This window comes from Streptomyces sp. NEAU-174 (assembly GCF_052665095.1).
The window spans coordinates 190,624-209,748 of the sequence record NZ_JBQTCE010000013.1; the positions used below are offsets into that span (position 1 = coordinate 190,624).

The 19,125-nt window shown below is 73.3% G+C and carries 19 protein-coding genes; 16 read left to right on the plus strand and 3 right to left on the minus strand.

The window, feature by feature from the left end:
* Nucleotides 1-139: 139 nt before the first annotated feature.
* On the minus strand, nucleotides 140-307 hold the full coding sequence (locus ACT2CW_RS33370; protein WP_445519292.1) for a hypothetical protein: 168 nt from the start codon (nucleotides 305-307) through the stop codon (nucleotides 140-142).
* A 160-nt stretch (nucleotides 308-467) separates the two neighbouring features.
* On the opposite strand from ACT2CW_RS33370, the gene ACT2CW_RS33375 reads away from it, so the two are divergent.
* Both ACT2CW_RS33375 and ACT2CW_RS33380 read left to right on the plus strand, forming a co-directional pair.
* A complete protein-coding gene (locus ACT2CW_RS33375; RefSeq protein WP_445519293.1) occupies nucleotides 468-1,367 on the plus strand; it encodes a LysR family transcriptional regulator in 900 nt (299 codons plus the stop codon).
* A gap of 74 nt (nucleotides 1,368-1,441) precedes the next feature.
* A complete protein-coding gene (locus ACT2CW_RS33380) occupies nucleotides 1,442-1,999 on the plus strand; it encodes a Uma2 family endonuclease (RefSeq protein WP_445519294.1) in 558 nt (185 codons plus the stop codon).
* Between the two features lie 13 nt (nucleotides 2,000-2,012).
* Here ACT2CW_RS33380 and ACT2CW_RS33385 read toward each other — a convergent pair whose 3' ends face one another.
* Complete coding sequence (locus ACT2CW_RS33385; RefSeq protein WP_037959014.1) at nucleotides 2,013-2,372, minus strand: GntR family transcriptional regulator; 360 nt, start codon at nucleotides 2,370-2,372, stop codon at nucleotides 2,013-2,015.
* Nucleotide 2,373: 1 nt separating this feature from the next.
* On the minus strand, nucleotides 2,374-3,372 hold the full coding sequence (locus ACT2CW_RS33390; protein WP_445519295.1) for a hypothetical protein: 999 nt from the start codon (nucleotides 3,370-3,372) through the stop codon (nucleotides 2,374-2,376).
* A 132-nt stretch (nucleotides 3,373-3,504) separates the two neighbouring features.
* Between ACT2CW_RS33390 and ACT2CW_RS33395 the strand changes: the two genes are divergently transcribed.
* The 14 genes from ACT2CW_RS33395 (at nucleotide 3,505) to ACT2CW_RS33460 (ending at nucleotide 19,096) form a co-directional block, all read left to right on the plus strand.
* Nucleotides 3,505-5,034 carry a helix-turn-helix domain-containing protein gene (locus ACT2CW_RS33395; RefSeq protein ID WP_037959016.1) on the plus strand — a complete coding sequence of 510 codons (1,530 nt, stop codon included), beginning with the start codon at nucleotides 3,505-3,507 and terminating at the stop codon, nucleotides 5,032-5,034.
* Nucleotides 5,035-5,389: 355 nt separating this feature from the next.
* Nucleotides 5,390-7,609, plus strand: coding sequence for a glycoside hydrolase family 27 protein (locus tag ACT2CW_RS33400; RefSeq protein WP_445519296.1), 2,220 nt, complete (start codon nucleotides 5,390-5,392; stop codon nucleotides 7,607-7,609).
* A gap of 118 nt (nucleotides 7,610-7,727) precedes the next feature.
* Entirely contained in the window at nucleotides 7,728-9,020 is a 1,293-nt protein-coding gene (locus ACT2CW_RS33405; RefSeq protein WP_445519297.1) for an ABC transporter substrate-binding protein, read from the plus strand.
* Between the two features lies 1 nt (nucleotide 9,021).
* A complete protein-coding gene (locus ACT2CW_RS33410) occupies nucleotides 9,022-9,957 on the plus strand; it encodes a carbohydrate ABC transporter permease (protein WP_445519298.1) in 936 nt (311 codons plus the stop codon).
* A complete protein-coding gene (locus ACT2CW_RS33415) occupies nucleotides 9,957-10,811 on the plus strand; it encodes a carbohydrate ABC transporter permease (RefSeq protein ID WP_445519299.1) in 855 nt (284 codons plus the stop codon). The genes ACT2CW_RS33410 and ACT2CW_RS33415 overlap by 1 nt, the downstream gene beginning before the upstream one ends.
* Nucleotides 10,808-12,898, plus strand: a complete 2,091-nt coding sequence (locus ACT2CW_RS33420) for an alpha-galactosidase (protein ID WP_445519300.1) — start codon at nucleotides 10,808-10,810, stop codon at nucleotides 12,896-12,898. Before ACT2CW_RS33415 ends, ACT2CW_RS33420 begins: the two co-directional genes overlap by 4 nt.
* 75 nt (nucleotides 12,899-12,973) lie before the next feature.
* The gene (locus tag ACT2CW_RS33425; RefSeq protein WP_445519301.1) at nucleotides 12,974-13,744 is read left to right on the plus strand and encodes an SDR family NAD(P)-dependent oxidoreductase; all 771 of its coding nucleotides are present in this window, start codon (nucleotides 12,974-12,976) and stop codon (nucleotides 13,742-13,744) included.
* 37 nt (nucleotides 13,745-13,781) lie between these two features.
* Nucleotides 13,782-14,570 (plus strand): FadR/GntR family transcriptional regulator, encoded by a 789-nt coding sequence (locus ACT2CW_RS33430; protein WP_445519302.1) that lies wholly within the window; start codon nucleotides 13,782-13,784, stop codon nucleotides 14,568-14,570.
* Nucleotides 14,567-15,712 carry a galactonate dehydratase gene (gene dgoD / locus ACT2CW_RS33435; protein WP_445519303.1) on the plus strand — a complete coding sequence of 382 codons (1,146 nt, stop codon included), beginning with the start codon at nucleotides 14,567-14,569 and terminating at the stop codon, nucleotides 15,710-15,712. Before ACT2CW_RS33430 ends, dgoD begins: the two co-directional genes overlap by 4 nt.
* 4 nt (nucleotides 15,713-15,716) lie before the next feature.
* The gene (locus ACT2CW_RS33440) at nucleotides 15,717-16,526 is read left to right on the plus strand and encodes a hypothetical protein (RefSeq protein ID WP_445519304.1); all 810 of its coding nucleotides are present in this window, start codon (nucleotides 15,717-15,719) and stop codon (nucleotides 16,524-16,526) included.
* A 32-nt stretch (nucleotides 16,527-16,558) separates the two neighbouring features.
* Entirely contained in the window at nucleotides 16,559-17,191 is a 633-nt protein-coding gene (locus ACT2CW_RS33445) for a bifunctional 4-hydroxy-2-oxoglutarate aldolase/2-dehydro-3-deoxy-phosphogluconate aldolase (RefSeq protein WP_445519305.1), read from the plus strand.
* The gene (locus ACT2CW_RS33450; protein WP_445519306.1) at nucleotides 17,188-17,343 is read left to right on the plus strand and encodes a hypothetical protein; all 156 of its coding nucleotides are present in this window, start codon (nucleotides 17,188-17,190) and stop codon (nucleotides 17,341-17,343) included. Before ACT2CW_RS33445 ends, ACT2CW_RS33450 begins: the two co-directional genes overlap by 4 nt.
* 155 nt (nucleotides 17,344-17,498) lie before the next feature.
* Nucleotides 17,499-18,446 carry a sugar kinase gene (locus tag ACT2CW_RS33455; protein ID WP_445519387.1) on the plus strand — a complete coding sequence of 316 codons (948 nt, stop codon included), beginning with the start codon at nucleotides 17,499-17,501 and terminating at the stop codon, nucleotides 18,444-18,446.
* A gap of 215 nt (nucleotides 18,447-18,661) precedes the next feature.
* Nucleotides 18,662-19,096, plus strand: a complete 435-nt coding sequence (locus ACT2CW_RS33460) for an ATP-binding protein (protein WP_164430005.1) — start codon at nucleotides 18,662-18,664, stop codon at nucleotides 19,094-19,096.
* Nucleotides 19,097-19,125: the final 29 nt, after the last annotated feature.

Here is a 19,125-nt window from a genome sequence, read left to right on the forward strand (position 1 = left end):
TGCATGATTTCGCGCGTACCACCGCAATGCTGCCGTCACATGCCCGCGCCGATCCGCTAAGGTATGGCTAAGTTAGGTAAGCCTTACCGACGCGGGCGGCAGTGCGCCTTCCAGCAGATATCTCGATGTCGAGATAACTCTAGTACATCGCCCCCGCGCGGTCATGCCCTGCCCGGGTGACCGCTCTCGCCCAGGTGACCGTCCCCGCCTGGTCGGACAGGCGCGCAGCGATGGTGTACGTCCCGGGGGCCACGTCGGAGGGGAGCGGGAAGGAGAGGGTCAACGGGCCGCCGAAGGTCAGTTGCACCGCGGACGGGGTGAAGTCCCTCGGGGTGAGCGGACTGCAACAGCGCGATCACTCATCTGTTCGACTTCGCCCGGGTTCCCCGGCTTCACCGGTAAGGGGCGGCTTCACCGGTAAGGGTGATCGCCGACTGAGCGGCCCGCGCCACCGCGATACTGCTGCCATGGACCCGCATCTGCTCCGCACGTTCATCTCCGTGGCCCGCTGCGGATCCTTCTCCGACGCCGCCCATGAGCTGGGCTTCACCCCCGCGGCGGTCTCCGAGCACATCGCGTCCCTGGAAGCGGATCTGCGGACGTCGCTGCTGACCCGGCGGCCGGTCATGCTCACCAGCGCGGGCGCCCGGCTGCTGGAACACGCCGGTCCGCTGCTGCTCCGTCTGGACGCGGCGCGGGCCGACGTCGAGCGGCTGTCGGGGGCGGGCGCCGCCCGGCTGGTGGTGGGTGCCTCGCCGCTGGCGATGACCCCGAGAATCGCCGCGGCCCTGGACCGGGTGCGCCAGGCGCATCCGGCCACCAAAGCCTCCCTGCGGATCCTCGGCCGCCGGGAGATCCCGGCCGCGGTGGCGTCCGGGACCCTGGACCTGGGGCTGATCGACGGCCCGGCCACCCCCGCCGACGCACTGCCGCTGCCCGAGGTGGGCCCGCTCACCACGGTCACGGTCGCGGAGGCCCCGCTGGTGGTGGCCCTGCCCACCGGCCACCCCCTGGCCCGCCGCCTCGGCCTGCGGCTGGCCGACCTCGCCGACGCCCAGTGGCTGGACGCCCCGGACGCCGCCATGCCGCTTGAGCAACTGCGCGCGGTCAGCCGGACCGACGGCTTCCGTACCTCGCTGACGTACGAGGGCACCGATGTCCGCGGCCTCCTCACGCTCACCGCCGCCGGCCACGGCCTGGCCCTCCTCCCCCACCCCGCCACCAAGGGCACCCACGGCATCGTCACATCCCCCTTGATCGCCCCCCGCCTCCTCCACCGCACCGAACTCCTCCACGGCCCGGCGGTCGACGGCCCGGCGCGGACGCTGGCGGCGGTGGTGACGGGGGATCGTCACCGGTATGGGTGATCCCCGGGCCGGAACCCCGCACGCCGCGTACCGGCCGCGATAGACCTCGCGTTCCGACACCCGGTGGAGGACCGATGAGCACACGACCACCCGCATACCCGGCCGACGACCCCGAGACCGCCCTCAAGTACGCGGTCCAGCGCATCCGGGGCTTCGACCGCGTTCAGGTCATCGAGGGATTCATCGAACCGCTGTCGCCGGCTTGGGATCACGAGGGCACGATCGCGAAGCTCCGGGAGCGCATCGCGCCCAAGGTGAACGCCCTGGGCTGCATGTCGGGATCAGGCGACCTGGACCTCCCCGGCACCCCCAACTGGTTTGTGCCGGACCTCGCCGTCGTCCCCAGGGAGCTCGCCAAGGGCGCCGGAGCCCTGCTCCCCGACCAGACCCTCCTGGTCGGGGAGGTGACCTCCGACTCGAACGGAGACACCGACCGGTTCGTCAAGCGGCGCCGCTACGCCGAGTATGGCGCCCCGCTGTACCTCCTGGTCGACCGGCAGCAGCGCACCTGCACGCTCTATTCGGTGCCCGGGAACCTCGGCTACACCAAGGTGGACGGCCCTCACCCCTTCGGCACCCCGCTCCCGCTCCCGGAGCCGTTCGACCTGGAGTTGGACACCTCCAAATTCTGAATTCTGATGGGCCTCAGCCGCCCGCGAGGCGGGTTCTGACCAGGGTCAGGACCTCCTCGTCGGAGAGGCCCAGGGCGCGGGCCTGGTCCACCAGGCCCTGGACGCCCTCCAGGAGCCCGGCGCGGGCCCTGGGCTGGTCGCCGGTGACGACCGCGCCGCGGCCTCGGCGGAGTTCGATCAGGCCCTCCTCGCGGAGCCGCTGGTAGCCGCGCAGGACCGTGTGGACGTTGACGCCGAGGGATTCGCCGAGCGCGCGGGCGGCGGGGAGGCGTTCGCCGGGGCGTACGGTGCCGTCGGCGATCGCGCCGCGTACCGATGCGGCGATCTGGTCGGCCAGCGGGACCGCGGAGCCGGGGTCGACGCGGAAGAGCATCTCAGCCGCGCTCCCCCGCCGTCGGGCGGTCCCGCTCGATCAGGGTGTTGAGCAGGGCGGCGGCGGTGGCGGCGTCGTCCACCGTCACCGCGAACTCCCGGCCCGTGGTGAGCGTCAGGAACAGCGCGTCGCCGGAGCGGAACACCAGCGCGCTGCCGCCGCCGCGGACCCGGTAGCCCCAGCCGCCGAGGCTCAGCGCGGCGGCCTCGCGGCTGGTGGCGCGTTCGATCCGCTCCAGCGCTATCCGCATCCGGGGCCGCGGGGCGAACCATGAGGCGACGGCGAGGCCCCGGCGGTCGACGGTCACCCGGCAGCGGGCCAGTGCCGCGCAGACCAGCCCGACGAAGATCAGCAACGCCCCCGTCCCCGAGCCCACGGCGACCAGCACGGCGCCCGGCAGCGCGGTCCCCGCCCCCACGGTGACCAGCACGGGCGAGCCGACGGAGCGCGTCCAGGTGGCCACCTCCCCCTCGGCCAGCGGGAGCCGGGGCGCGGCGGGCCCCTTCCCGGGCCCGGTCGCGGACGCCGCGTCCCGGCTCGCGAGCAGCACGCCCAGCGCGCCCATCACGGCCGCGACCGCGAGGGCGATGCCCAGGTGCCACAGGGGCAGGGACACCCGGGAGACGCGGGTGGCGTCGGCGTCGGCATTGGCGTCGGCATTGGTGTCAGCGTTGGCGAAGAGCAGGGACGCGAAGGCGTAGCCCAGCAGGCCGGACAAGCCGTAGCCGAGGGCGACCGCGAACCGCTGGGCGCCGAGGCCCTTGGTCAGGCGGAGGGTGGGGACGAGGGTGAGGAGGCCGGAGCCGAGGAGGACGGCGGTGACCACCGAGAGGAACGCACCCGTATCGGTGAATCCGTCGGCCCTACCGTCCGCGCCGAAATGCGTGGCGAGCGGATCCGGCAGCCGGTCGCGCAGCCCGGCGAAAGTCGCCACGACCACGGCCCACGCCAGCACAAAGGGCAGAACGACGATGACCGCGCGCCGTCGGACAGGACGCATATCGACCCCTCGCTTCACCACACATTTCCCCGGTTGTTTGCATACTAATAGAACAATGCGGAGTGGTGAGATGTCACCCCTTCCACCTCCCGCGTCGCGTGCGCATCTCATATGTGAGATAGCCTCTTCTCCATGACTGACGACTACCTCTCGCGCATCGGCAAGCTCATCCGTGACGCCCGTCAACACCGGGGCTGGACCCAGTCCCAGCTCGCGGAGGCACTCGGCACAAGCCAGAGTGCGGTCAACCGCATTGAGCGGGGAAACCAGAACATCAGTCTTGAGATGATCGCCAGGATCGGCGAGGCCCTGGACAGCGAGATCGTCTCCCTCGGCTACGCGGGCCCGATGCACCTCCGGGTGGTCGGCGGCCGCCGGCTGTCCGGAGCCATCGACGTCAAGACGAGCAAGAACGCGTGTGTGGCGCTGCTGTGCGCCACGCTCCTCAACGCGGGCCGCACGACGCTGCGGAGGGTCGCCAGGATCGAGGAGGTCTACCGCATCCTCGAGGTCCTGGGCAGCATCGGCGTCCGCACCCGCTGGATCAACGACGGCGCCGATCTGGAGATCGTGCCGCCCGCCGAGCTGGACCTCGAGGCCATGGACACCGAGGCCGCGCGCCGGACGCGCAGCGTCATCATGTTCCTCGGCCCGCTGCTGCACCGGATGGACCGCTTCCGGATCCCCTACGCGGGCGGCTGCGACCTCGGCACCCGCACCGTGCAGCCGCATATGACCGCCCTGCGCCACTTCGGCCTCGAAGTGACCGCCACCGACGGGATGTACCACTCCCACGTCGACCGCTCGGTCGCCCCCACCCGCGCCATCGTGCTGACCGAACGCGGCGACACCGTCACCGAGAACGCGCTGCTGGCGGCCGCCCGGCACGACGGCGTCACGGTGATCCGCAACGCCTCGTCCAACTACATGGTCCAGGACCTCTGCTTCTTCCTGGAGGAGTTGGGCGTCAAGGTCGAGGGCGTGGGCACCACGACGCTGACCGTCCATGGCGTGGCCCACATCGACCGCGATGTCGACTACTCGCCCTCTGAGGACCCGGTCGAGGCGATGAGCCTGCTGGCCGCCGCCGTCATCACCGAGTCGGAGCTGACGATCCGCCGGGTGCCGGTGGAGTTCCTGGAGATCGAGCTGGCCGTCCTGGAGGAGATGGGGCTGGACCACGAGCGCGGCCGGGAGTACGCGGCGGACAACGGCCGCACCCGGCTGGTCGACCTCACGGTGCGCCCGTCCAAGTTGCAGGCGCCCATCGACAAGATCCACCCGATGCCGTTCCCCGGCGTCAACATCGACAACGTCCCCTTCTTCGCGGCGATCGCGGCCGTCGCCCAGGGCTCGACGCTGATCCACGACTGGGTCTACGACAACCGCGCGATCTACCTCACCGAGCTCAACCGCCTCGGCGCCCACGTCAAACTCCTCGACCCGCACCGCGTCCTGGTCGAGGGCCCCACCCGCTGGCGCTCCGCCGAGATGATGTGCCCGCCCGCCCTGCGCCCCGCCGTGGTCGTCCTGCTGGCGATGATGGCCGCGCCGGGCACCTCCGTACTGCGCAACGTGTACGTCATCAACCGCGGCTACGAGGACCTCGCGGAGCGGCTGAACTCGATCGGCGCCCAGATCGAGACCTTCCGCGACATCTGATCCGCGAAGGCCGCTGATATTCGGAGTGCCCCAGCCTCCCAGCGGACCAATGGACTCATCACCGAGAACCGCGACTACGGGTCCACTGACGGTGACGGCCACGGCCGTCACCGTCGTGTCGGCAAGTTTTGCTCGACATCGGCGGACGACGACGAGCCGCCCGCCAGCTCCTGCGCCCTCGCCGGGCAGGGCGCCGCACCCCCAGTGCGGCGGAGGGGTGTTTAAATAAATTAGGAATAATTCTTGACAGGGTTTCGGCCGCGGGCCACAGTCTTCGCCGTGACGCCGACGACGCCCTGTCCGAGGGCGGCCGCGTCATGTCTCCTTCCTGCTTCCCAACCCTCGGGAGAGGCACGTGACTTCACCCCCGCCCGCCGGCCCGCCCGCACGGAGACCCCGCCACCGCACCCTCACCCGCGGCGCCGTCGCGACCGCGATCGCCGTGGTCCTGGCGACGGCCGCGGGCCCCACCGCCACGGCCGCGCCCGCCGTGGACCAGAAAGCGCCCGCCGTGGACCAGAAGACCGCCGCGGCCCCGAAGTCACCCACCGTGGACCAGGGCGCGCCCGACTACTACGACAGCGGGCTCGCCCCGACGCCCTACATGGGCTGGAACACCTACTACGGCCTGGGAGCGCCCACCGAGAAGGAGGTGCGCGCGGTCGCCGACAGGCTCGTCAGCAGCGGGTTGCGCGACAGCGGGTACGACATCGTGTGGCTGGACGGCGGCTGGCAGGCCGACGACCCGCGGGACGCGCGGGGGCGGCTGGCGGCCCACCCGGACCGCTTCCCCTCCGGGATCCCGGCCCTCGTCTCCTATCTGCACCAGCGCGGTCTGCGGGCCGGTATCTACACCGACGCCGGCACCTACGACGGCGGCAAGAGCTGTGGCCTCGGCAGCCGTGGCCACTACACCGAGGACGCACGGCAGTTCGCGGACTGGAAGATCGACGCGATCAAGGTCGACTTCCTGTGCGGTATCGGCGAGAAGCTCGATCCGGGCCCGGCCTTCAAGGAGTTCGGCGACGCGGTCGCAAGGTCCGGACGCCCGATGCTGCTGAACCTGTGCAATCCGCTCACCGACGATTGGGGCCTGCCGCACACGCCCGAGCAGGACGCGCACAACGCCTATGCCTACGCCCCGACGATCGCGGACTCCTGGCGCACCGGCACCGACATCGCCTGGGGCACCCCGAGCCCCGGACAGTGGCCCAATGTGCTGCGCACCATGGACGCCAACGCCTGGCATCCCGAGGCGCAGGGGCCCGGTCACTACAACGACCCCGACTACCTCATCCCCATGCGCCGCATGGCCGACGGCTCGCTGGAGCTGACGGAGGAGGAGTCCACCACGCAGCTGGTGATGTGGGCCGAGATGGGCTCCCCGCTCGTCATCGGCTCCGACCCCCGCACCCTGTCCGACGCGATGCTCCGGACGCTGCGCAACCCGGAGATCATCGCCGTCGACCAGGACCCCCTGGCCGTCCAGGGCGTGCGGGTGGCCACCGACTCCGTCGGCGACGTCTACAGCAAGGTCCTCTCGGGCCACGGCCGGCGCGCCGTCGTCCTGCTCAACCGCTCGGACCGGCCCGCCGAGCGGACGGTGGACTTCTCCGACGTGGCGCTGGGCGGCCCGGTCGCGGTCCGCGACCTGCGCGCGCGGGCCGGCCGCGGGACGCACACCGGGTCGTACACCGTCGAGGTTCCCGCGCACGGCACCGCGTTCCTCACGCTCACCGGCGCGGACGCCCTCCCCGGCGCGGACCTGGGCGGGAAGACCTCGGCGAGCCCGGCCGTCGTACGCGACGGCGACACGCTGACCACCTTCTTCCGGGGGCAGGGCGGCGCCCTCGTCCAGCACACGGACGACGGCGGCGACGGCGGGCCGCGGACGAGGGACCTCGGCGGCCCGGCGCACGGAAAGATACTCGGCCAGCCCTCCGCCCACGCCTCGGCGGGCGGGCGGATCGACGTCTTCGTGCGGGGCGCCGACTCCCGGGCGTACCGGCGGGTCTTCGCGCACGGGCGCTGGGGCGGCTGGCAGGACCTCGGCGGGAGGCTGACCGACGCCCCCTCGGTGGCGTTCACCGACGCGACGCACTGGACGCTGACCGCGCGCGGCGCCGACGGGCGGATCGCCCAGCGGGGGCCGTCGTCCGGCTGGTCGTCGCTCGGCGCGCCGGGCGACCGGCCCACGTACGGCAGGCCGTCGGCGGTCGTGGACGCGCGGGGGCGGGTCCATGTGGCCGTCCGGACCTCCGCGGACGAGGTGTGGACGCGGTCGCGCGACACCTCCGGGCAGTGGTCGGAGTGGAGTTCGCTCGGCGGGACGGTGAGCGGCAGCCCGACGCTGGTCGCCGTGGGCGACGCGGTGGTGCTGTACGCGCGGGCCGGTGACTACACCCTCTGGCAGCGGCGGTACGAGACCGGCGGCTGGCAGGGATGGACCAAGCGGCAGGAGTTCCCCGGCGCCGCGTTCGACGGTGCGCTCGGGGCGGTCGCGGGTCCGGACGGCGCGGTCGACGCCGTGTACCGCGGGGTCGACGGCTCCGTACGCCGAACCCAGTTCAAATAAATTAGGAATTATTATTGACGTGGTGCGAGCGCCACGCGAACCTGGATCCGCCACGAGCGCGCCCCGGTCCCCGTCAGCGGGGCCGGGCCCCGCCGAGTGGATCCACAAGGAGCACTTCATGACGAACGCACTCCCCGGCCGACGGCTGTTCCTCGCCGGCCTCGGCGCCGCCGGGACCACCGCGCTGCTCAGCGGCTGTGTCACGTCCGCTTCCTCCGGCAAGAGCTCCTCCGGGGGCGGAGCGGTGACCTTCCAGTCCAATCTGTCCGCGCCGCAGGCGAAGGCGGCGATGGAGGACCTCGTCGCCGCCTACGCCAAGCGGGGCTCCGGGCGCGCCACCCTCAACACGGTCGCCGCCGAGACCTTCCGCACCCAGCTGCCCACCTATCTGACCTCGGCGAACCCGCCCGATGTGTACACCTGGTACCCGGGCTCGGTGGCGGACGCGTACGCGCGCAAGAACCTGCTGCTCGACCTCGGCGAGGTGTGGACCTCCTCGCCCGACCTCAAGCGCTACTCCAAGGCGCTGACCGCCCAGTGCACCTCGACCGCCGGGAGGAAGGTCTTCGTGCCCAGCACCTACTACTGGTGGGGCATGTTCTACCGGAAGTCCCACTTCGCCAAGTGGGGCGTCGAGGAGCCCAAGAGCTGGGACGACTTCCTCGACCTGTGCGACAAGCTGAAGGCCAAGGGCGTGACGCCGATCGGCCTCGGCGCGGGCAGCAACACCCCCTGGGTGGCGTCCGCCTGGTTCGACTACCTCAACATCCGCGTCAACGGCGCCGACTACCACCGCCGCCTCCTCGCCGGAAAGCAGCGCTTCGACGACCCCGAGGTGCGCAAGGTCTTCGACCGCTGGCAGGACGCGCTCCCCTACTTCGACCCCGACGGCACCGCCCTCGCCTTCCAGGACGCCACGACCGCCCTGCTCGCCGGCCGGACCGGGATGATGCTCATCGGCACCTTCTTCGCCGACGCCGCGCCCAAGGGCGCCCTCGACGACATCGACTTCTTCCGCTTCCCGGTCATCGACCCCAAGGTCCCGCTCGCCGAGGAAGCGCCCACGGACGGCTACTTCGCCAGCGCCCGCACCGGACGCCGCGACGGGGTGTTCGAGCTGCTGCGCTACCTCGCCACCGCCGAGGCCCAGGAGATCTACATCAAGGGCTCGTCGGGCACCGTCCTGCCCTGCCACCCGGACGCCGAGGACGCCGGGACCGCGCTCGTGAGGAAGGGCCGCAAGCATGTCGAGGAGGCCGCCGAGATAACCCAGTTCTTCAACCGCGACTCGAGCGACGCCCTCCAGCCCACCGCGGACACCGCGCTGACCAAGTTCCTCGCCAAGCCGAAGAGCATCGGTTCGATCCTCACCGACTGGCAGCGCGACGCCGAGAAGATCTGGAAGGCGTGACGTGGCCGTCCTCACCGCGCCCGAGCGCACCTCCCCGGCCCCGCCCCGGCCCCGCGGCAGGCGGGCCCGGGGCATCCGGCGCACGCCCCCGCTGGTGCTCGCCTTCCTCCTCCTCCCGCTGCTCGCCGAGTCGCTGTGGGTGTTCTGGCCCGCGCTCCAGGGCTTCTACCTCGCCCTGACCAACTGGGACGGCGTGTCGGCGCCCGAGTTCGTCGGCCTGGGCAACTTCGCGGAGATGGCCCACGACGAGGTCTTCCGCACCGCGGCCGTCGACACCGTGCTGTGGCTGGTGCTGTTCGGCGGCCTGTCCGCGCTCCTCGGCCTCGGCGCCGCGCTGCTCCTCCAGCAGGAGCGCCGGGGCGTGGGCTTCTACCGCGCCGCCCTCTTCCTGCCCGTGGTGTTCTCCCTGGTGGCCACCGCCCTCGTCTGGCAGGCCATCTACCAGCCCGACGGCGTCCTCAACCGGCTCCTGGAGTCGGCCGGCCTGGACAGTCTGCGCCACGCCTGGCTCGCCGACCAGGACACCGCCCTCTACGCGGTCATCGTGCCCGCGCTGTGGCGCCAGGTCGGCTATGTGATGGTGCTCTACCTGGCCGGGCTCAAGGGCATCGACCCGGCGCTGTACGAGGCGGCCAAGGGGGACGGCGCCGGGCGGTGGCAGCGCTTCCGGCATGTGACGCTGCCCCAGCTGCGCGGCGTCAACGCCGTCGTCCTGTCGGTGATCATCATCGACTCGCTGCGCTCCTTCGACGTCGTCTGGTCCCTGACCCGGGGCGGCCCCTACCACTCGTCCGAACTGCTGAGCACCTACATGTACTCCACCGCCTTCCAGTCCCTGCGGCTGGGATACGGCTCCGCCCTGGCCGTCGTGATCTTCGTACTGGCCTTCGGCGTCATCGCCTCCTACCTCGTCCGCGCCTTCCGGGAGGCCGACTGATGACGGCACTTGACAGCTCCGCGGCCCTGCGCCGGCGCCGCGCGGCCACCGCCGGCTTCCACCTCGGCGCCGGGGCGCTCGCCGCTCTGTGGCTGCTGCCCATCGCCCTGGTCGTGGTGACGAGCCTGCGCTCCTTCGACGACATCTCCGCCCATGGCCTGGGCAGTTGGCCCCGCTCCTTCACCCTCGGCAACTTCCAGCAGGCGTGGAGCGACGGCGGCCAGCAGCGCGCCCTGATCAACAGCCTGATCGTGACCGTGCCGTGCGTGCTGGTGACCCTGGCCCTGGCCGCCATGGCCGCGTTCGCCCTCAGCCGCTACGAGGTGCCCTTCCGCCGCTCCCTGCTGCTGCTGATGCTCGGCGGCAATCTGCTTCCGCCGCAGATCCTGCTCATCCCGGTGTCCAAGCTGAGCGAGCTGATGGGCGTCTACGACACGCTGCCCGCCCTCATCGGCGTGCAGATCGGCTTCGGCGTCGGCTTCTACGTCTTCGTCCTGTACGGCTTCATGCGGTCCATCCCGGTCGAGATCCAGCAGGCCGCCGTCGTGGACGGCGCCGGTCCCTGGCAGATCTTCTGGCGGATCATCCTGCCGCTCAGCCGCCCGGCGCTCGCCGCGCTCGGCGCCCTGTCCTTCACCTGGATCTTCAACGATCTGCTGTGGGCCATCACCGTGCTGCGCAGCGACACCAAGATGCCCATCACCGCCGCCCTCATCGGGCTCCAGGGCCAGTTCGTGTCGATGTGGAACGTGATCGCCGCCGGGTCCGTCATCGCGGCGGCGCCCACCGTGGCCGTCTTCCTCCGGTTCCAGCGCCACTTCGTGGCCGGTCTCAACCTGGGAGCGGTGAAGTGACGCCGGGCCGGCGCTGGACGCTGCGCACCGACCACACCGGCTATACGGTGCGGCTGTCCCCGGACGGCCCCTGGGCCGAGCTCGACGCCTGGGGTCCGCTCGGCGTCGAGACCGGCCCGTCCGCGCTGGACTGGTCGCACCGCACCCACTTCATCACCCCCGCCGACGCGGCGCCCGCCGAGTATCTGCCGTACGGGCTGCGGCCGTTCACCGGCGCCGACCTGGTGGCCGCGCGACCGGGCGCGGAGCGCGGCGTGTGGTGGGCCTTCGCGGGGGCCGCGGAGGAGCCGGGGAGCCTGCGGCTCACCTTCACCGACGATGTGCTCGGCCTGCGCACGGCCCTGTGCTACGCCACGGTGCCGGGCACCGATGTCATCCACCGCTGGACCGAGCTCACCTGCACGGGCGACGAGGAGCTGTGGCTCGAGCGCTTCGACTCGGCCGCCGTGAACGTCCCCGTCACCGCCGGAGCCCGGCTGACCTACCTGGCCGGCCAGTGGTCGCAGGAGTTCCAGCGCACCCAACTCACCCTGACCAGGGGCACGTTCACCATGGGCAGCCGCCAGGGCGTGCCCGGACACGCCTACGCGCCCTGGCTCGCGGTCCAGGACGCCGCCGACCCGGACGGCGCCCCCGCCTATGGCATGGCCCTGGAGTGGCCCGGCAACTGGCATCTCACCGCGGAGGCCGAACCCGGCGGCGCCGTGCGCATACGCGCCGGCCGCGTACCCCACGAGGGCCGGGTGCCCCTCGCGCCCGGCGACATCCTCACCACACCACGGCTCGCCTGCGCCTTCAGCGCCGAGGGTCTGGACGGGCTGTCCCGCGTCTGGCACCGCTACGAACGCCGGCTGACCGGCGAGCGGCTGCACCGCCCCCGCAAGGTCCTCTACAACTCCTGGGAGGCCACCTCCTTCGACGTCGACGCGGCGGGGCAGCTGGAGCTGGCGAAGGCGGCGGCGGACATCGGGGCCGAGCTCTTCGTCGTCGACGACGGATGGTTCACCGGCCGCGCCGACGACACCGGCGGGCTGGGCGACTGGTACCCCGACCCGGTGGCGTTTCCGGAGGGCTTCGGCCGGTTCGTGGCGGAAGTCCGCGCCCTGGGGCTCGACTTCGGCCTGTGGATCGAGCCGGAGGCCGTCAGCCCCGGCAGCGCGCTGTACGCCGAACACCCGGACTGGGTGTACCGGATCGAGGGCCGTCCGGCCCGGCTGGTGCGCCACCAGCTCCTGCTGGACCTGGGCCGGACCGATGTCCAGGACTTCGTCATCGCCACTCTGGACCGGCTGCTGACCGGCCATGACATCAGCTACCTCAAGTGGGACATGAACCGGCCGCCGACCGAGCGCGGCCGCCCCGGCGCCGGTCCCGCCGACCGCCTCGACCTGGACGCCCAGCACGTCGCGGGCTATCTGCGGGTCCTTGACCGGCTGCGCACCGCCCACCCCGGGATCACCGTCGAGGGGTGCGCGGGCGGCGGCGCGCGCGTCGACCACGCGACGATCGCCCGCACCGACGTCGTCTGGCCCAGCGACAACACCGCTCCGCTGGACCGGCTGGCCGTCCAGTACGGCTTCCTGCACGCCCACGCCCCGCATGTGATGAGCTCCTGGGTCACCGACGCCCCCGGTGTCTTCGACCCCCGGCCGCGCAGCCTCGCCTTCCGCTTCGTCACCGCCATGTGCGGAGTTCTGGGCATCGGCGCCGACCTGCGCCGCTGGGACGCCGGGCAGCGCGCCGAGGCCGCCCGCTGGATCGCCCGCTACAAGGAGGTGCGCGATGTCATCCACCTCGGCGAGGCCCGGCTCCTGGGCAGCCCGCTGGACGCCACCTGCGGGGTGCAGTACGACGGTCCCGACGGACGCACCGTCGTCGCCGCGCTCGGCACCGGCCGCCTGGACGGCGCCCCGCTCGTCCCGGGGCGTCCGGCCCGGCTCCGGCTGCGCGGCCTCGACCCGGCCGCCCGCTACCGGGACGCCGCGGCGGCGACCACCTACAGCGGCGCCCATCTGCTGCACTACGGGCTGCCGTTCGCCTGGAGCGCCGGGCACGACGCGGAACTGGTGGTCCTGACCCGGCAGTAGAGCCCTTGCCCCCGCACCCGCACCCGCGCCCGCACCCGCACCCGCCCGAAGCCCAGCGAAGGAGCCCGACCCCCGATGGAACAGCCCCGCCGCCACGGTGACCGCTTCACCGACCGCACGGCCGTGGTCACCGGAGCCGCCTCCGGCATCGGCGCCGCCACCGCCGAACGCCTCGCCCAGGAGGGCGCCGCCGTCGTGCTCGCCGACATCGCCGAGGAGCGCGGCGCGGCGGTCGCCGAGCGGATCGCCGAGGACGGCGGCCGCGCCCGCTTCGTGACCGCCGACGTCTCCACGGAGGAGGGCTGGGGGCGGATCGCGGCGGCCGCCCGCGACTTCGGGCCCGTCGACGTGCTCGTCAGCAACGCCTACACCGTCGACGTCACCCCCGCCCACGAAACGTCCCTGGACTCCTGGCAGCGGCAGCTCGCCGTCAACCTCACCGGCGCCTTCCTCGGCTTCCGGGCCGTCCTGGACGATCTGCGCGCCCGCCGCGGAGCCGTCGTCCTGACCTCGTCCGTCCACGCCCACAAGGGCATCCCCGGCCACCCGGCCTACGCGGCCTCGAAGGGGGCGCTGCTGTCGCTGTGCGGGCAGCTCGCCGTCGAGTACGGCCCCGAGGTGCGGGTCAACGCGGTGCTGCCCGGCCCGATCCTGACGGCGGCCTGGGACCGGGTCTCCCCCGAGGACCGCGCGCGCAGCGTCGCCGAGACCGCGGCGGGCCGGTTCGGCACCCCGGAGGAGGTGGCCGCTGCCATCGCCTTCCTCGCCTCCCACGAGTCCTCGTACATCACCGGTGCGAGTCTTCTCGTGGACGGCGGCTGGAGCGTCGTCAAGTCCTCCGCATGACCACCGCGATCAGCTCGCATCAGAAAGGCAGTACGACATGACGCCCTACGCCCGCCGCGGCGTGCACGGCCAGACGGTGGAGGCACTCGCCCGCCGCGTCCTGAGCGGCGACCTCCCCGAGGGATCCACCCTGGACCTGGTCGCCCTCCAGAGCGAACTGGATGTCAGCCTCACCGCGCTTCGCGAGTCGCTGAAGGTGCTGGCCGCCAAGGGGATGGTCGACGCCCGGCAGAAGCGCGGCACCTTCGTGCGGAGCCGTTCGGACTGGAACCTGCTCGACGCCGACGTGCTGCGCTGGCAGTTCGAGAGCGACCGCACCACCGACGCCGACAGCGCGCTGCTGCGCAACCTCGCCGAGGTGCGCGGCATCATCGAGCCGGCGGCCGTACGGCTGGCCGCCGAGCGGCGCACCGAGGCCGACCTCGCCGCCCTGGACGCCGCCGTGGACGCGATGGGGCAGGGCGGCTCCGACGCCGCCCACGCCGTCGAGGCCGATCTCGCCTTCCACCGCGCGCTGCTCGCCGCCACCCACAACGAACTCCTCGAACGCATGGAGATGGTGATCGAGTCGGGCCTCGCCTACCGCGATCGCATCGTGCACAGCTCCCCGCACAGCGAGGATCCGGTCCCCGCCCACCGCGCCGTCCTGGACGCCGTGCGCGACCGGGACCCGCGGGCCGCCGAGGCCGCCATGCGGGCCCTACTCGACCAGGCCGGCCGCGACCTGGACCGGATCGGCGGCTCCCCCGACATCAGCTCCCCCGACCTCGGTGGCTCCCCCGACATCGGCTCCCACAACGACACGGAAGGGCCCACCGGCCAGTGAAGATCACCCGTATCGAGACCTTCCTCGTACCGCCGCGCTGGCTGTTCTGCCGCGTCGAGACCGACGACGGCGTGGTCGGCTGGGGCGAGCCCGTGGTCGAGGGGCGCGCCGAGGTGGTGCGCGCGGCCGTCGACGTCCTCGCCGACTACCTGGTCGGCCAGGACCCGCTGCGCATCCAGGACCACTGGCAGGTGCTCACCAAGGGCGGCTTCTACCGTGGCGGACCCGTCCTGTCCAGCGCCGTCGCCGGTCTCGACCAGGCCCTGTGGGACATCGCGGGCAAGACCTACGGCGCCCCCGTGCACGCCCTGCTGGGCGGCCCCGTGCGCGACCGCGTCCGGGTGTACGCCTGGGTCGGCGGCGACGAGCCCGCGGAGCTGTCCGAGCAGATAGCCGCGCAGGTCGAGGCGGGGTTCACGGCGGTGAAGATGAACGGCGCCGGGGCGACCTCCCCGATGCCCACCGCGGCCGAGACCGCCGCGGTCGTGGACCGCCTGGCCGCCGCCCGCGAGGCGCTCGGCCCGGACCGCGACGTGGCCGTCGACTTCCACGGCCGCTTCACCGCCGCCGGGGCCCGCCGCGTCCTGCCCGAACTGGCCGCCCTCCACCCGCTGTTCGTGGAGGAGCCGGTCGTGCCCGAGCAGGGCCATCTGCTCCCCGGCCTGGTGGCCGCGAGCCCGGTACCCCTCGCCACCGGTGAACGGCTCTACGGCCGTACGGAGTTCCTGCCGGTCCTCGCCGCGGGCATCGCCGTCGCACAGCCCGACCTGTCCCACGCGGGCGGCATCTCCGAGGTCCATCGCATCGCCTCGCTCGCCGAGACCTACGGCGCCCAGCTCGCCCCGCACTGCCCGCTCGGTCCCATCGCGCTGGCGGCCAGCCTCCAAGTCGCGTTCGCCACGCCGAACTTCCTGATCCAGGAGCAGAGCCGCGGCATCCACTACAACAAGGACGCCGATCTGCTGTCCTACCTCGTCGACCCCGAGCCGTTCCGCTTCGTGGCGGGCCATGCGCCGCGCGGCGACGCCCCGGGTCTCGGCATCACCATCGACGAGGCGGCCGTACGCGCGGCCGACCGCACCGGGCACGCCTGGCGCAACCCGGTCTGGCGGCACCCCGACGGCTCGTTCGCGGAGTGGTGACGGCGTGCTGGAGATCGTCACCGACCCCGCGCACGGCGGCCGCTGGACCTCGCTCCGCGCGGACGGACACGAATGGCTGTGGCACCGCCCGGATCCGGAGCGGGAGCGGGTGTCGCCCGGGGACCCCTTCGTGGACGCGGGCGGCCTGGAAGAGTGCGTCCCCACCGTCCGCGGCGCCCCCGACCACGGCGACGCCTGGGCACGTCCGTGGCGGCGCGAGGGGGACGCGAACACCGTGCGCTGCGGCCGGTTCGCGCTGACGCGCACGATCCGCGGCACGGCCGAAGGGGCCGAGGCCGACTACGTCCTCCGCGCCGAGCCGGGCTTCCGCTTCATCTGGGCCGCCCACGCCCTGCTCGACCTGACCCCGCGCGCGGCCCTGCGGCTGCGCGAGGGGGCGCGCACCCGGGTCTTCCCGGAGGCCGCGCCGCTGCTGGACCGGGCCTGGCCGGCCGGGGCGCCGTGGGTCGAGGGCGACTGGCCCGCGCCCCTGGGCCTGGCCCTCGACCGGTTCGGACCGGACGACGGCACCGCGGTCGGCGCGGTCGTGGACACCCCGCGCGCCTGCGTCCACGACGGCGCGCGGTGCCTGGCCCTCGCGCTCGAGGCCGACGGCCAGCCGCTGTCCGTCGCCGTATGGCGCAACCTCGGCGGCTTCCCCGCCGTAAACCCCTACCGCAGCACGGGAGTCGAGCCGATGCTCGGCCGCGCCTTCGACCTCGCCGACGCGGGACCCGACGACGCCGCGCGGGTCCCCGCCTCGGGCGAGGTCCGCTGGCGGCTCACGCTCACCGCGACCTGCCGCTGCCCCTGAACCCGCCCCACCGCTGACGAGGAGTTCCGCCCGTGGACCTGCGAGCCGCCCTGGCCGCCCACCGGCTGGTCGCCATCGTGCGCGGCAGCGACCCCGAGGCCGCGCTGCGCACCGTACTGACCCTGGCCGACGAAGGCATCCAACTGATCGAGGTGTCGCTGACCTGCGAGGACGCCCTGACCGTCATCGAGCGGGCCCGCACGGCCCTCGGCCCCGGCCGCCCCCTCGGCGCGGGCACCGTGCTCACCGCCGACGACGCCCGCGCCGCCCACCGGGCGGGCGCCGACTTCGCCGTCACCCCCGGTCTGGGCGAGGGGATGTCCACCGCGCGCGAACTGGGCCTCCCGGTGCTGGCCGGGGTCATGACCCCGACCGAGGTGATCGGCGCACGTGCGCTCGGCGCCGAGGCGTTGAAGATCTTCCCGGCCGCCCAGGCGGGTGGGCCCGGCTATCTCAAGGCGCTGCGGGGGCCGTTCCCGGACGAGGTGTTCGTACCGGTCGGCGGCGTCGACGAGGCCGCGGCCCGCGCCTATCTGGCCGCCGGGGCGACCGCGGTCGGCATCGGCTCGCCCCTCATCGGCGACGCCGCCGACGGCGGCGGTCAGGACGCCCTGCGCGCCCGCGCCCGCGCCTTCCACGCCGCGGTCCGGGAGGCCGCCGCATGACCAAGGACCCGCGCCCCACCCGCCCCGACCGCCTCGGCCTGGCGGCACCGGGCCCGTACGACGGCGCCCTGTTCTCGGTCCGGGTGGCGGTGCCGGGGCCTCCGGCGGCGGAGTACCGCCCGGCGGCCGGGCCGATCGGGGGCCGGGTGTGAGCGGGTCGCGTGCCGCGGGCGATACGGGAGCACATCCGACCCCGCCGGGCGCGGTGGCCGGTGGCGGTGGGGCGGCACGGACGGGGGGCGAGTGGCCGGTCCGTGGCGGCGAGGTATCGCGGGCCGCCGCGCCCTGGCCTCCCGCCGACAGCACCGTGGTCTGCGTCGGCGAGACGATGGCCGCGCTCGCCCCCGAACCGCCCGAGTCGCTGGACACCAGTGAGAGCCTGCGGCTCGCCGTGGCGGGCGCGGAGTCCAATGTGGCGATGTACCTCGCGGACCTGGGCGTCTCCGCCGTATGGCTCTCCGCCCTCGGCGACGACCCGTTCGGGCGGCGGGTGCGTGCCGCCGTCGCCGCGGCGCACGTCGACGTCTCGGGCGTACGGTCCGACCCGCACCGGCCGACCGGCCTGCTGGTGAAGGACCCCGGCCCCGCGGGCACCCGCGTCCACTACTACCGGCGCGGTTCGGCGGCCTCGGCGCTGGGCCCCGACATCCTTGACGATCCGCGGCTCAAGTCGGCGGCGCTCGTCCACCTCACGGGCGTGACGCCCGCGCTCTCGCCGTCCTGCGGCGCCCTGGTGGAACGGGCGCTCGCGACCTCTCCGGCCGAACGCGCCCACGCCATCAGCTTCGACGTCAACCACCGCCCCGCGCTGTGGCCGCACGGCACGGCCGCCACGGTCCTGCGCGACCTGGCCGACCGCGCCGACATCGTCTTCGTCGGCCTCGACGAGGCGCAGCACCTGTGGGGAGCGGACCTCGACGCGGGCGGGGTACGCGAGCTGCTGCCCCACCCGCGTCTGCTCGTCGTCAAGGACGGCGGACGGGAGGCGACCGCCTTTGACGGCGACGGACGGGTGGTCACGGTGCCGGCCCCGCGCACGGAGGTGGTGGAGCCGGTCGGCGCGGGTGACGCCTTCGCCGCCGGTTTCCTGGCGGGGCTGGTGCGCGGCGGGGCCCTGACCTCGGCGCTGCGGCTCGGCCACATCACGGCCGCGTCCGCGCTCGGGGTGACCGGGGATCACGGCCCGCTGCCGGACGCCGCCACGGTCGAGCGGCTGCTCGGGCTCACGGAACAGGCGTGGGCGGCGCGCGCCTGAAGCCGTCGCCGGAGCCGTGACGCGCCGCGCGCTGAGCCTCCCTGAGCCTCCCGCCGAACAACCGGCGCCGCCCATTTGCCTCGTATGGCGTGAATGCGCCTTTCAGTCCCTAGGTCCTGCCAAGAGTGGCCCACAGCCCCTTCCGGAACTATCGTCCGCTTCATACCGTCAAGGGCTGCGGTACTCCGCCTCACGCCGACCGACTGGACGCCTTCGTGCCCGATCCCCCCCACGCCGCCACCTGGCGCTTCGCCCTGCCGCACACGACGGCCGCCGTACCGCTGGCGCGCGCTCTGATCCGGAACACCCTGGCCGACATCGGGGCCCCCGTGGACGGCGACACGGCGGAGCTGCTGACGGCCGAGCTGGTGGCCAACGCGGTGCGGCACACGACCGGCGACGAGCCGATAGAGCTGGTGGTGGAGCTGGTGCCGACCGGGGGCTGGCAGGTCGAGGTGCACGACCAGGACCCGAATCCGCCCGGCGGGCTGGACTCGCTGGGGCGCCCCGAGGGGCCCAGGAAACCCGAGGGCCTGGCCGAGGGCGGACGCGGTCTGCTGCTGATCCGGACCCTCAGCGCCGACGCGGGCTACCGGCCGACCCCCTACGGCAAGGCCGTCTGGTTCGTCCTCCCGCCCACGGAGGACTGAGGGCGCCCCGGCTGACGGCCGCCCGTCGA

Excerpts from the sequence above, each read along its gene's own strand:
- ACT2CW_RS33390 (WP_445519295.1), bottom strand. The coding sequence starts at position 3,372 with ATGCGTCCTGTCCGACGGCGCGCGGTCATCGTCGTTCTGCCCTTTGTG.
- ACT2CW_RS33395 (WP_037959016.1), top strand. The coding sequence starts at position 3,505 with ATGACTGACGACTACCTCTCGCGCATCGGCAAGCTCATCCGTGACGCC.
- ACT2CW_RS33430 (WP_445519302.1), top strand. The coding sequence starts at position 13,782 with ATGACGCCCTACGCCCGCCGCGGCGTGCACGGCCAGACGGTGGAGGCA.
- ACT2CW_RS33375 (WP_445519293.1), top strand. The coding sequence starts at position 468 with ATGGACCCGCATCTGCTCCGCACGTTCATCTCCGTGGCCCGCTGCGGA.
- ACT2CW_RS33405 (WP_445519297.1), top strand. The coding sequence starts at position 7,728 with ATGACGAACGCACTCCCCGGCCGACGGCTGTTCCTCGCCGGCCTCGGC.
- ACT2CW_RS33415 (WP_445519299.1), top strand. The coding sequence starts at position 9,957 with ATGACGGCACTTGACAGCTCCGCGGCCCTGCGCCGGCGCCGCGCGGCC.
- ACT2CW_RS33450 (WP_445519306.1), top strand. The coding sequence starts at position 17,188 with ATGACCAAGGACCCGCGCCCCACCCGCCCCGACCGCCTCGGCCTGGCG.
- ACT2CW_RS33425 (WP_445519301.1), top strand. The coding sequence starts at position 12,974 with ATGGAACAGCCCCGCCGCCACGGTGACCGCTTCACCGACCGCACGGCC.
- ACT2CW_RS33380 (WP_445519294.1), top strand. The coding sequence starts at position 1,442 with ATGAGCACACGACCACCCGCATACCCGGCCGACGACCCCGAGACCGCC.
- ACT2CW_RS33385 (WP_037959014.1), bottom strand. The coding sequence starts at position 2,372 with ATGCTCTTCCGCGTCGACCCCGGCTCCGCGGTCCCGCTGGCCGACCAG.